Origin of the sequence: Pseudomonas sp. O230 (genome assembly GCF_045447035.1) — a bacterium.
GTDB lineage: Bacteria > Pseudomonadota > Gammaproteobacteria > Pseudomonadales > Pseudomonadaceae > Aquipseudomonas.
Genome location: NZ_JBJGXN010000007.1, coordinates 69,858 through 82,745, shown reverse-complemented (window position 1 = coordinate 82,745; position 12,888 = coordinate 69,858). Strand labels below are relative to the sequence as shown.

General features: G+C 52.7%; 10 protein-coding genes and 2 pseudogenes. 9 read left to right on the top strand and 3 right to left on the bottom strand.

The genetic code is table 11. The features are described from left to right. Positions 1-390 precede the first annotated feature (390 nt). The 3 genes and pseudogenes from ACI77H_RS16275 to ACI77H_RS16265 all read left to right on the top strand — a co-directional run. The gene (locus ACI77H_RS16275) at positions 391-978 is read left to right on the top strand and encodes a hypothetical protein (RefSeq protein ID WP_407012763.1); all 588 of its coding nucleotides are present in this window, start codon (positions 391-393) and stop codon (positions 976-978) included. Between the two features lie 284 nt (positions 979-1,262). Next, positions 1,263-1,829 (top strand): thioesterase family protein, encoded by a 567-nt coding sequence (locus ACI77H_RS16270; RefSeq protein ID WP_407012762.1) that lies wholly within the window; start codon positions 1,263-1,265, stop codon positions 1,827-1,829. 1,064 nt (positions 1,830-2,893) lie between these two features. Next, positions 2,894-3,022 (top strand): annotated as a pseudogene (locus tag ACI77H_RS16265) (Crp/Fnr family transcriptional regulator); the annotation flags it as partial. A 290-nt stretch (positions 3,023-3,312) separates the two neighbouring features. Here the strand turns inward: ACI77H_RS16265 and ACI77H_RS16260 are convergent. After that, complete coding sequence (locus tag ACI77H_RS16260; protein WP_407012761.1) at positions 3,313-3,945, bottom strand: trimeric intracellular cation channel family protein; 633 nt, start codon at positions 3,943-3,945, stop codon at positions 3,313-3,315. Between the two features lie 665 nt (positions 3,946-4,610). Here ACI77H_RS16260 and ACI77H_RS16255 point away from each other — a divergent pair. Then, entirely contained in the window at positions 4,611-4,796 is a 186-nt protein-coding gene (locus ACI77H_RS16255; protein WP_045060687.1) for a ribbon-helix-helix protein, CopG family, read from the top strand. A gap of 68 nt (positions 4,797-4,864) precedes the next feature. Here ACI77H_RS16255 and ACI77H_RS16250 read toward each other — a convergent pair. Then, positions 4,865-6,510 (bottom strand): annotated as a pseudogene (locus tag ACI77H_RS16250) (SulP family inorganic anion transporter). Between the two features lie 139 nt (positions 6,511-6,649). Between ACI77H_RS16250 and ACI77H_RS16245 the strand changes: the two are divergent. The 4 genes from ACI77H_RS16245 to ACI77H_RS16230 all read left to right on the top strand — a co-directional run bounded on the left by ACI77H_RS16245 (position 6,650) and on the right by ACI77H_RS16230 (position 10,812). After that, positions 6,650-6,880: a hypothetical protein gene (locus tag ACI77H_RS16245; RefSeq protein ID WP_046047630.1), complete on the top strand. Its 231-nt coding sequence runs from the start codon at positions 6,650-6,652 to the stop codon at positions 6,878-6,880. A 399-nt stretch (positions 6,881-7,279) separates the two neighbouring features. Beyond that, a complete protein-coding gene (locus tag ACI77H_RS16240) occupies positions 7,280-8,524 on the top strand; it encodes a malic enzyme-like NAD(P)-binding protein (protein ID WP_407012760.1) in 1,245 nt (414 codons plus the stop codon). Between the two features lie 169 nt (positions 8,525-8,693). Then, positions 8,694-9,455, top strand: a complete 762-nt coding sequence (locus tag ACI77H_RS16235) for a YoaK family protein (protein ID WP_407012759.1) — start codon at positions 8,694-8,696, stop codon at positions 9,453-9,455. A gap of 343 nt (positions 9,456-9,798) precedes the next feature. Then, entirely contained in the window at positions 9,799-10,812 is a 1,014-nt protein-coding gene (locus ACI77H_RS16230; RefSeq protein ID WP_045060683.1) for an isocitrate dehydrogenase, read from the top strand. Positions 10,813-11,350: 538 nt separating this feature from the next. Here ACI77H_RS16230 and ACI77H_RS16225 read toward each other — a convergent pair. Then, positions 11,351-11,581: a hypothetical protein gene (locus ACI77H_RS16225; protein ID WP_407012758.1), complete on the bottom strand. Its 231-nt coding sequence runs from the start codon at positions 11,579-11,581 to the stop codon at positions 11,351-11,353. Positions 11,582-12,101: 520 nt separating this feature from the next. Here ACI77H_RS16225 and ACI77H_RS16220 point away from each other — a divergent pair. Continuing rightward, positions 12,102-12,368 (top strand): hypothetical protein, encoded by a 267-nt coding sequence (locus ACI77H_RS16220; RefSeq protein ID WP_149658773.1) that lies wholly within the window; start codon positions 12,102-12,104, stop codon positions 12,366-12,368. Positions 12,369-12,888: the final 520 nt, after the last annotated feature.

Here is a 12,888-nt window from a genome sequence, read left to right as displayed (position 1 = left end):
CGACTCCTCGCCCGTCAACGGCAATTGCTCAATGGCCAAGAACAGGCACATGGAGAACGGCAACGCTAGCATGACCCTGTCAGTCCGAAAGGCAGCCATGGCCCATTACCGCCAACCACCTCGGCAGGCTTGCCAGTTGCGTCAACTGCAAGGCTCAGGGCATTGCCCGTGAAATCCATATGAGGCTAAGCCGCGATAAAGAAAACCACCAACACCGCCACAGCCACCAAAGCACCGACGCCGAGAATCAGCAGGGTAAAAAACCTGCGTGACGTTGCAGGCGACGCTGATCAAAGTAACCGATTTCCACATATTGATAGCTGATACCTGACGGGGCGACGGCCGCCGTCGGCACTGATGTTGTCGGTCTGTCCACGCAGTGATCCTCCAATGTCTCGTTCAGCGCAAATATCCCGAGTGCCATCTTCGAATGCACTGCGCAAGCTGCCTATGTCTCCAAAAGGAAATAGCCTGCGCGCGCCGATCAAGGACCTTCAAATCAAATCAAGGTTGCTGACGACGCACATCGGATCACTGCCCCTAAAAAATCCGGTGATCTGTGGTGCTGGTAAACAAATCATGAACAGCACGTCCATCAAAAAGGCGTTGGTGACAGGTGCTGGCTCAGTGGTCGCCAAATCAACCAACGAATCAGTGGCCGCCAAGCAGCAGTTGGACAAAACCGACTATGCCTTACTCGACATTGTGCTGGAGCGCGATACTGATCGAATCGAGCAAATCGTACGGCGCATTCGCCAAGCCATGGATTTACCGCTATGGATCAAGCTGACCGGGAAGAGCGAAAACTTTGTCGGCTTCGCTGAGGCCGCCCGCCAGGGCGGTGCCGATAGTGTAGTGATGATAGGCCGTTTCATGGGCTTTCTGCCCGACCTGGAAACGGAGCGGCCACTGCTTGGCACTTCGGCGGCGATCGCGGAAATAGGGCCCTGCCGCCGACAGCACGCGGGCTTATGCTAACCCGCAAGAAGCTCGGCCAGGATTTCCCGCGGATCGCTACTTGTCGGCACGTCTCGACCAAGGACGAAGGTTGTCCGGACTGCGGCGTATCAATCGTGAAATTGTCGAGTCGTGGCGACTGATGCTGGTCAGAGCGCGATACATTTACTGTGATGTTGCCGTGCAGGATGAGCTGCATCAATGATCAAAACTCACGTTTCAGAGCAAAAAAGTTACTTTCACACCTAGCGGACTCTCCCCCCTCAACTCTACAGTGCGCCGATCATTCAACTATCGGCGTGCTTATGAATCTCTGGTTCCGACTGCTTCTGATGCTCTTGCAACGTCCATGGCGAAAACCGGCAAAAGCCCTCCAGTCGACTGTCATCCGAATGCGCGTATGGCCACTTGATCTCGACTTCAACCGACACGTTACCAATGGCCGATATTTCACTTTGGCAGATGTAGGTCGGATGGACTTCGTCTTGCGCAGTGGTGCATACCGAGTCGCGTTTCGTAGAAAGGCGGTGCCTATCGTTGGGGATACGTGGGGCAAATTTCGCCGTGAGCTAAAACTATTCGAATCGTTCGAAATTCATACCAAAATGCTTGGCTGGGACGACAAGTGGAGTTTCATGGAGCATCAGTTTGTGAGCAAAGGAAGAGTAATTGGGGTCGTCGTAATGCGAGGACTATTTCGTTCAGCTAAAGGCACCGTGGCGCCCAGTGAATTCGTTCAGGAACTAGGGTTATCCGAGCAGTCACCCGAGATGCCGAAATGGCTGACATCCTGGTCCGAAAGTTGCGATGCCATGAGCCACCAACTTAGAGCCGGTGAAAGTATGCTCCTAAATGATCGGCCAGGACGATAGCTCTATTAAAGTCAACTCTATCCGTTCAGAGAGTTGAGATAAATACTAATGGCCAGCGCCAAAATCCGATGCCGTTACTGGCATCGGATTTTTTATGCGTTTCGTTCGGGCGCAGGAGCTGAACACCGTGCCATGAAAACAGGTTGTGAACCGATTCGCGCGCACCGGCGCTGACGATTCTGAAAAGAAGGCAGGCTTGAATAAAACCCTGGCTCAATCGGAAAGTCACTAAGGCAGAAATGAAAAAGCCACCAAAAGGCGGCTAAGTCATTGAAAAATATGGTCGGGACGGAGTGATTCGAACACTCGCCCCCTAGCACCCCATCTCCTTTTTTATACTTCTTGAAAGCTTCCAAAATTTTACTCTGGATTTTTCCAAGTGAGTATTTACTTGAGCTCCAGCGGAGTTCTGCACTACGAGAGTCCAGTAACGTCCATCAAGAGCCGACGTTTTTGTGGGAGGAAAAGTAGGGGAAGTCCATTTTATGGTCAAAATTGCCCGACTCGTACTCCTGCGGCTGTCGAGTACTCAAAATCGCCCTTCCTCACCGTAGACGCCCCATTTTGTCCTTGACCCCACTGAGACTATGTTCGGCATCGCACAGACAAATCACGCACATTTAGTGATAATCAAGCGCGCATATCTCCGTCGAACCCTGACAGCGTGGTTAAAATTTCGCCCTCCCTGCCAGGCGCACTGAGTCACCTCATCGTTGCCTTGGTCGAGGGCATGTCTTGCGTGAGGAAACAGGGTGGTCATTGGCCCTGCGTGCTTTTCGGTTCGGATCTCTGCCCACGCTCACGATCAACGGTGTTGCGGATCAGATCGCAAATTTGAGCACACGCAAAGTCAAAAACAGGCTGCCTGGCACATTTGACTGATAACGAAGCGGTGCAAGACCGCTCTGCAAAGTAGCTCATCACCGCAGCCACTCTCTATGCGGCTAGAAATTTCTTCCTTGAACAGGAACGTAAATGTCCGACTCACCCAATCCAAAACAGAATCATTTGCTTGCCGCATTGCCGGCGCAAGTTCAGAGCCGTCTCCTGCGCCATCTTGAACGTACAGCCGCGGTCACATCAAAGTCTTAGACCGAGCGCAACTCGAGCAACTGAGCTGCGAGTGCTATGCCGTCGTGAAAAATGAAACTGAACGGTTGCTGCCATACCTGCCAGCACACCAACACCCGTAATTTGGCGAATCAAGATCAACTGCTGGGGTTAGTCAGCAAGGCCACCTACCGCACGTGGCGCTTGTATATGACGGCGTGCGCACTCGAACTCGAAGCCGGTGATCTGGGGCCTAGCAGAGAATGTCGAGTAAACGAGCCGGCAGCTTTTCAGCCATTCCCTTGACGCGTAATCATCTAATGGCGAAGGAAAAAAAGGCTGCAGGAGCAGCCTCAAGGATGGGGGGGCAGAGATGACTAAGCATCACTCATGTTTTCTTATAGAGCGTAGCTTTGTCGGCCAGGCAACAAGATCAATCGACTACATGGAACCTGGGTAGCATCCATTTCCAACGAATGGTGGCAATACGGCTGACAAAAACGAACGCAATGGCGATTGCAGACGCCACTTCAAGAGAAATCTGCAAATCCAACAGCGTGATGTAGGCGACGGCACCCAAAATACTGATGGATGCATAAACCTCACGTTTAAACACCAACGGTATTTCGTTACACAACACATCACGCATCACACCCCCGGCGACTGCGGTAGCTACACCCATGATCACTGCGATGCTGGGAGGGAGGTTTTGCTGAAGAGCCATATCTGTTCCTCTGACCGTAAATACAGCCAATCCAAATGCATCGGCTACCAACAACACCCTCTCGTTGAAGGTTTTCAAGGTCCTCGCCCAAATCATGGTTCCTAGCGAAGCACTAACCCCTACCAAAAAGCCATTCTCATTGGAAACCCACTCGATCGGATAATGTGCCATCAGTACGTCACGCAAGGCACCGCCGCCTAAAGCGGTGACTAAACTGATGGTGATCACACCGAACCAGTCCAACGATTTTCGCCCTGCCATCAGGGTGCCAGTCACTGCGAAGGCTGCAACGCCTGACAACTCACAGTAATAAATCACCCAACCAGCGTGGTAAGCCTTCATTTACGGAACCAGCCTGTACTGCAAATGGGAGAAGTTCTTGAAATGAAGCACCCTCAAAGACTCACATTGAGGTCTAACGACATTATCATAGTATGATAATAAAATCATAACTGAGGCGAGCGATGAATACAGGGCAATAAACACAGCCGCGTATCGTCATGAGGGTTATCCACTTGGAAAAACCACTGTCGAATCAAGCGTGCGGGTCGAAACGATAGGTGACCGGGCAATGGCGTACAGCCCAGGGATCGCGCGGCCCTGCTTGGCAATAGCCAAAAATCCGGACGACGTTTACCGCTTTACAGGTAATCAGCCGCAACGAGCGTGCGGCGACCGAATGTGTGAGGCTGCTGAACGTGGGTGCGCACTCATCTCGTATGGAACCACGCAGTACTCGCCTGCAGCGGTGCTGGGGAGGGATTACATTATTCCCAAGCCGTTGGATGGGCGCCTGCATTCGGGGGTAGCTGGAGCAGTGGCTAGAGCGGCAATTGATTCGGGCGAGGCCATCTATCCCTTCATTTACCCGTTTCTGGTAGGCGTACCGTCGACATTTTCTGATCACGGTCAATCTAGTTAACTGTAACGAACCTAATCGGTGACAAATAAATCCCCGACCATTACAATTTGATTAACATCGACCGTTTTAGGGTACTGGCAATTCCATGGAAAATAAGACTGCACGACTAACTGTGCTCATTGATCCCGTCAAGAAAAAAGCGCTTGAAGAGCTGTGCGCGTCTCAGGATCTGACGCCCTCTCAGGTCGTTCGTCAGCTTATTCGGGACTATCTGGAGACGCATGGCGTGTCCTACGCCACCAAAAGCAAAACTGCGGCCAATGGTAAGTGATTCATCTGCGCCTGAGCGGGCACGACGAATGCCTGCTCATCGCTCCTTCTACTCTCTTGCACCTATCTCTAGCCCTGTGGCTCGGCGTAGCTGCCCAGTGCACCACTGAAGTCAGCATGATAATGCTGTGAGCCGAGTGCCTGAAGAACTCCTGCCTTGTCGAGCGTGCCAAGGACTTTTTCGTTGGCTTCACACAACTTCACGACAATGCTGCGTCTACGCAACTGCTCAATAACTTCGAGTAACGTTTGTAAGCCCGTGATATCCATGAACGGCACTCGCTTCAGACGAATAATCAACTTCCGGGGATCGGTGTGCGTCTGAGCCAAAACGCGCTCAAAGGTTTCTGCTGCGCCAAAGAAGAGAGGCCCCTCAATGGTGTAACCCAAAACACCAGGTGGAAGATGTACATGCCCATTCAAGCGCAACTCTGCCTCCAGCTCTTTTTCGACCATTAACTGCACCTCTACAGATGCAGCCATCCGACGCATAAACTGCAGCATGGCGAGAATGACCCCGATATTCACTGCAATCGCCAGATCGCTGAAAACGGTCAGGCTGAAAGTGATTAAAAGGATCGCAACATCCGCTTTTGGGGCGCGTTTGACCATGCGTTTGAAGTGCTTCAGTTCGCTCATGTTGTAAGCGACCACGAATAAGATCGCAGCCAACGCGCACAGCGGGATATCCGAAGCCAGAGGTGCCAGGAAGAAGATCAATAAAATCAACGTGACGGCGTGCGCAAAACCCGCAATGGGGCTGTTGCCGACGTTGCGGATGTTGGTCGCAGTTCGAGCGATCGCGCCTGTCGCAGCAAAGCTGCCAAACAGAGGAGTGACCAGGTTGGCAATGCCTTGTCCGATTAACTCCTGATTGGAGTCATGTTTGGTGCCGGCCATCCCGTCGGCGACAGCAGCAGACAACAGCGACTCGATCGCCCCCAGCATCGCGATCGCGAACGCAGGACCAATCAATTCAATGATCTGCGGCAGCGTTATTTCAGGAAGGCCAATGTTGGGCAGTCCTTGAGGAATCCCCCCGAATGCACTCCCGATCGTTGCCACGCCATCGAATTTAAAACAGGAATGCAACGCCGTCACAACGACCATGGCAATCAGAGGACCAGGAACACGCCTTACGCCTGCTACTCTAGACGCGAGTATCACCAACAGCAGGCTCAAAAGGGCTAAGAGGGTCGTTGGCACATGGAGTCCGGGCGGAGCCTGGATGAGGTGCCAAAGCCGCTCATGAAAATGGTCGCCACTGATGTTCGGCAAGCCAAAAAAGTCTTTCCACTGCCCGACCCAAATGATCACGCCGATGCCGGCGGTGAACCCAACGATCACGGGATCGGGAATGAACTTGATAAGTGCGCCAAGCTTGGTGATGCCGGCAGTAACAATATTGCACCCGCCATCATTGTCGCGATCTGCAAGCCATCAATGCCGTACTTGGCTGTCACGCTGGCCAAAATGACGATGAACGCCCCAGTAGGGCCGGCAATCTGTAGTCGACTCCCCCCGAAAAGCGAAACCTATAAGCCACCAACAATTGCCGTGTAGATTCCTTGCTCCGGCTTGACGCCCGAGGCGATGGCAAACGCCATGGCCAAGGGTAACGCCACGACGCCGACGATGACCCCCGAGACGATATTTCGAAGCCAGTGCTTGCGCCCTAAAAAGCCCGCTTTCCAAGCTTCTCGTATGGCAATCATGACTAGCCTCGCGCTGGTGGCATGTGCATACTATTCACACGTAGTGATAATATCAAAGCAATTGGCCTAGCCTCGTACGACACCAGCGACCCTGTAGATACAGTTTCGAGAGCGCAGAAACATAGCCCGGAGGCCCCGAATGAAACGCGAAGACGTCAAAACCAAACACGGTGAAGGCATGCACTTCGACACGCACGTGATAGCCAACCCGGCCAATACACACGAGTGGATCATTCTTTTTAAAAAGGAAGCCGGGAGAAGCTATTTCCTGGTCAATGACAATGAGGAAATTGAGTCATTTGGACACCTCGATGAACTGATCCGCGAGCTTCGAGAGCTGGGTATCAAGTCCGCCGAAGTTCATTTCTGATTGTTCCACCCAAGGCGTTCGATCATGTCAGTAAAGGTTGATCATGGCCTCCTCCCCTTTCGCTCCCCGCTATTTTGATCCGCTACACCGCGCTCATCCGCGCCACTCGTTCACCCCATGACTTGAGTGTCTGACGCGCAGGACATTCGAGCGCGCAAAAAAATGGCCACACAAGGTGGCCTAAGACGGGTTCAAGCATAGGAGGATCTCTATTGACCAACAGATACAGGCCCACCCTGAAGTCTTAGGGCCAATAGAGTGGGTCCGCTGGCTGATAAACCCCTTCATCAGCAGCGCGCAACTGACAATTTGATCCTGGTCTGTGGGTCAAGACCTCGTTGCCTATCATTATAATAGTGTTAGCATGTGATTGTAATCAAAATCTAATTAGGTGATCGCATGACTACCGACTTCAAGAAGGCTGCACTGGATTACCACGAATTCCCGACCCCAGGAAAAATCAGCATCGCGCTGACCAAGCCTGCCGACACAGCCGCCCAGCTCGCACTGGCCTACAGCCCAGGCGTAGCGGAGCCCGTACGCGAAATTGCGAAGAATCCAGAGAACGCTTACCGCTTCACCGGTAAAGGCAATCTGGTGGCCGTGATCACCAACGGCACGGCCATTCTGGGCCTCGGCAATCTAGGCCCCTTGGCCAGCAAGCCGGTCATGGAAGGCAAAGCATTGCTGTTCAAGCGTTTCGCCGGAATCGATTCGATCGATATCGAAGTCAATGCCGAGAGCTCCCAGGCCTTTATCGAGACCGTCGTGCGCATTGCCGACACCTTTGGTGGCATCAACCTGGAAGACATCAAAGCGCCTGAGTGTTTTGAAATCGAAGAAGCACTGATCGAACAGTGCAGCATCCCAGTCTTCCATGACGACCAACACGGTACGGCCATCGTCACTGCCGCCGGCATGCTCAATGCACTTGAGATTCAGGGCAAAACCCTGGGTAATGCGAGAATTGTTTGCCTCGGCGCCGGTGCAGCGGCCACTGCTTGCATGCGCCTGCTGCTTAGTCTCGGCGCTCAAAAAAGCAACCTATACATGGTCGATCGTGTCGGTGTTATCCACTCCGCTCGGGAAGGCCTCAATCAATACAAAGCACAGTTCGTTAACGACGGTGGCCCTCGTACGCTGATGGAAGCCATGACCGGTGCTGACGTGTTTGTCGGCCTGTCTGGAGCCAATCTCCTCCCGGCAGAAGCATTGGCAGCGATGGCACCTAACCCGATCGTGTTTGCCTGCTCGAACCCGGACCCTGAAATCAGCTACGAGCTGGCCATGGCCACACGTGATGACCTGATCATGGCGACCGGTCGCTCTGATTACCCTAACCAGGTCAATAACGTTCTGGGCTTTCCGTTCATTTTCCGCGGGACGCTGGATGTTCGCGCAACCCGGATCAACGAAGCGATGAAAATTGCGGCGGTGGAAGCACTGCGCCAATTGGCCAAAGAGCCGACACCGGTGCAAGTGCTGCAAGCATTCAACGTCGATAAACTTGAGTTTGGCCGCGATTACATCCTCCCCAAAGCGCTCGATGCTCGCCTGCTCGGAGCAATAGCCGGTGCAGTGGCCAAGGCCGCTATCGACACCGGCGTTGCGAAGCTGCATTACCCGGCACACTACCCGCTTTAAGTTGCTGCGCCAGCAGGCGATCCTCTGTTCACCGATCAGAAGAAACGGTAGCCATCGGCTTCAACACTCAACGAGCAGACCCGTCTAAATCACGAGGACCAGGTGATATCAGATATAGATAATCGGTTGGCTTTTTTGCTCCTCATCTGCTTGAGACAAGGGTGAATAAATGCCGATCAAATATGTCAGGAGTCTCACCGGGCGAAGGCGTACCACCGCCGCAAACCGACATCTTGGCTTTTCCTTGGCCTTCGTCGCGGGAGCAACCAACGCTGGCGGTTTCCTGGCAGTGCATCAGTACACCTCACACATGACGGGCATCGTCTCTTCGATGGCAGACAACAGTGTGCTGGGAGCCTACGACCTGGTACTTAGTGGCGCCGGCGCATTGTTGTCTTTTCTGATTGGGGCTGCGTGCTCTGCGGTCATGGTCAATTACTCCCGACGCAGACGGATGCACAGTGAGTTTGCAGTGCCACTTTTGGTCGAGGCCTTTCTGCTTATCTGCTTTGGCTTTCTGGGCGCCCAACTATCCACAGTGAATGGTTTATTCGTGTCAGTCACCGTGATGCTCCTGTGCTTCATCATGGGGCTACAAAACGCGGTGATCACCAAAATTTCAAAAGCCGAAATCCGAACGACACACATCACCGGCATCATCACGGACATCGGAATTGAGCTGGGAAAACTCCTTTACTGGAATGCCGCCAGCACATCGACACACCCAAAAGTTCTCGCCAATCGGACCCGGCTCAAAATACTGATACTGCTGGCGCTGAGTTTTTTCTTCGGCGGCGTGATGGGGGCATTTGGGTTCAAGCACATTGGTTACATCTCAACGGTACCGCTCGCGATGGTTCTGGTGACGCTGGCAATCGTACCTGCCTTTGATGACGCCAGGCTTTTTGTCCGCCGCGCCATGCGAAAGTGAGCCAATGACTTTTGCTGAGCGCGCCCACGGCAAACATTAACATTGTATGTTAATGTTATGCGCATATTCGGTGGAGCAGTGACAGCACGCTTGATCCGGTAGCTCGCCCCGTAACAGCAGCATCCTCGAGTAGTTCTGTGCGGCGCGAGATCTGACATCCGTCTCAGGATGACCGTCATTTGATCCGCGATGACCTGCGCAGTCACGGCGCGGAGGATGAAACACAGCACACTGGCGCGGTGAAAGCCGTCAGACAGTCAATGCCTATCAGCAGACTCGTGACACCAGTCTCAATGACCCAATCAATACAGCAGGCTGACAAAGCTCTGTTAAGGAAGAGACCATGAGCAGAACAATCGCAATCATCAAGGGCGACGGCATCGGCCCCGAGATCATGCAAGCGACGCTACGCGTACTCGACGCCCTTGACTGCAATCTTCGCTACGACTTCGTTGAGGCCGGCCTGGAGGCGTTGCAGCAACATGGACAGCTGATGCCGCCCGCCTCTATCGATACGATCGCCAAACATGGCATCGCACTTAAAGGCCCTCTGACGACACCGATTGGCCGTGGGTTCTCATCGATCAACGTTCACCTTCGCCGCCATTTCGATCTCTACGCCAATGTTCGACCAGCGATCAGTTTCCCGGGAACCCGTTCGCGCTTCGAAGATATCGACATCATCACAGTGCGCGAAAATACCGAGGGGGCTTACTTACCCGAAGGACAGAGTATTTCAGAAGACGGCGAAGTCGCTTTGGCGAGCATCCGCGTAACACGCACCGCCTCCGAACGCATCGTGCGATACGCGTTCGAGCTGGCTCGTAGCAAAGGCCGCAAGAAAGTTACCGCGGTGCACAAGGCCAACATCATCAAGTCTTGCTCCGGTTTGTTTCTTGAGGTTGCGCGCGAGGTCGCTGCGGATTATCCGGAAATCGAATTCCACGAAATGATCGTCGATAACGCCTGTATGCAGTTGGTCATGAACCCCCATCAATTCGATGTCATTGTCACCACCAACCTGTTTGGTGACATCCTTTCAGACTTGTGCGCAGGCCTGGTGGGTGGATTGGGCTTGGCGCCCGGGTCTAACATCGGCGCCGATGCGGCCATCTTCGAAGCGGTCCACGGTTCGGCACCGGACATCGCTGGCAAGAACATCGCAAACCCTTGTGCATTGTTGTTGGCTGCCGCGGACATGCTTGATTATATGGGCATGGTGGACAAGGGGACACGCATTCGTACCGCTATCCGCGTTGTTTTGAAAACCGCCTGCGATCAGGTGACACCGGATATGGGGGGAACCGGAACGACTGAGTCCTTCGCTGACGCCTTGGTGGCCTACTTGCGCGACTAGATAGACGTAATCGCCAGCTCAGTCAGAGCTGGCGTTTTTATATCCTGCGCCACGCCTACCGACCTTCTTTGATTGAAGAGAAATCAAAATGCCCAAGAGGGGTAGATCTTTACCCATCAGCACCGACCCCAGGCAAAAACGCCTAGGAATCACTGGCGCCCCTTCGCAACAGGAGACAGGCCACCCGATTAAAAAATCTCCTGGTGCTCCTCTGATTGGGACTTATAACTCGTCGAGTCTTGCATCACCCTCAAGCAGGGAATCTTGTTATTTTTGTTATGTTTCAATCTTTATAATAAAACAAGGACAACACATTTAATTACTTACTGCAGTTTCTGTCGCCGGTTGCCGGCACTGCATACGGGTATATATGTGGAGCTTCTATACGCTCTTTCAGCTTTGCCGCATAGTCCTTTGCACCCTGCTCATTGCGGAACTGAATTCGCCGGGCACCTACACACACGGACCATAGATCTTCACTCTGACTACACAGATGTTCGACCCTGACAGACATGACGACACTCCAAGAAAAAAGAATTCAAAAATGAATTTCAGCCACCTTGATACCGATTTCACGCAGCTCATGAACCAAATCATCAAGGTGTCGGAAGGGTTCAATTTCTTCATTATCATTGACCAGGAAAAAACTTCTTCCTGCTTCCTTTTTAAAGAATGCGATCCACTCCTGGGTGTTGGCCGGATTGGCAATTAAATGGGTGTCAAACTGAATGCCTTCAGCGTGTTTGATTTTTACGTCCTCACGTTTCATGCAGCTCTCCAAGCGCTCACATCTTTCTGTTCTCATGCGTGATTTGCCTCCCGGCAGTTGAGCAAAACCGTCGCTCCCGCCTGAGGCAAGGTCGAGCAGATTGCCTTTCTATTATCACCGCATGATAATATTATGCACATATGAACCCCCGGAGGCTAGTCATGAACAAAACCACCGATCTCTATGAGGTACGCCGGCCTGAGCGCTGCCACCCAATGCTTTGTCTTTGAAAGCCCACAACCTTGCGGGTAAGCGTCAAGTGATAAAGCGCTGACGGCCAGATCGAGAACAAAGCCGAACCCAAAAAGCTCTCACGATCAGCAATGAGCTATCAGCTCCACACCCTGGAGGTAATTGCCTGTACGGGCTCAAAGTGACTTACTTCACCGTGATGATTGCACCTTGAAGTGCACATAGGACGTCATGTTCAAAGACATGAGATGAGTCCCTCGCCACAACGGATCGCCTTTGCTTTTGATTTACCGCGTAGGGTTTCTGAATTTTAAGGACGAAAGTCATCATGCGAAAAACAGAAATTAAGATGTGTGTCCCGCTCAATGTGCCGACACTAGAGCCCGGGCAGCGATTGTTGGTTTGCCTTGAGCAATGCGTCGTCGTCCAGCAGCGAGAAACAAAAATCTATCAGGTTGTTTTTGACTGCAAAGCACCTAAAACAACACGAATTCTTTGGACAGAGGACGAGTGGATTTTCATCGGCAGGCACAAGCAAAATGCTGAAAAAGATCCTTTGCTGGCTACATTTGTATCAACACTAAAAACTGAATAGAGGGTTTCCTACATAATGCTAAAAATAACTATTAGCGTAGGGCATTAACTGCTTCAAGACGCTTAACGCCGATTACTTGCAGGGGCGTACTTTAAATATTCTCTCCAATCAAGCCCACGGCCATTGATCACCAACAATGGAACTCCCATGGAGCGCTCATAATCTGCGCGAAGCGGGAAGAAGCTGCCCTCCGGCCGGCCGTCGAGCAGCGGCATCGGGTCAGTTTCTGTGCATAAAGAAAAGCTGCCCATGTCTCACACGCCAGCTTTGGCGCCTGGCAGCTTGCCCCATGGATAACCGGAAACCTGCAGGGCTGATACGAGCATCATCATGTGGTTTGGGAATGACGATCGGTTTCGCTCTAATGGAGCTGACTGTCGATCCATTGCTCAGCCGCCGCCATCGCCTCGGCCAGCGCACTGGGGCCGAGAAAGCCATCAGATGCTGGGGTGTAAAGCTGTATGGTGTGAGTTAGCAGCGGATTTGGCACCGACCAGGACCTTGCAAGAGATTCCGAGCT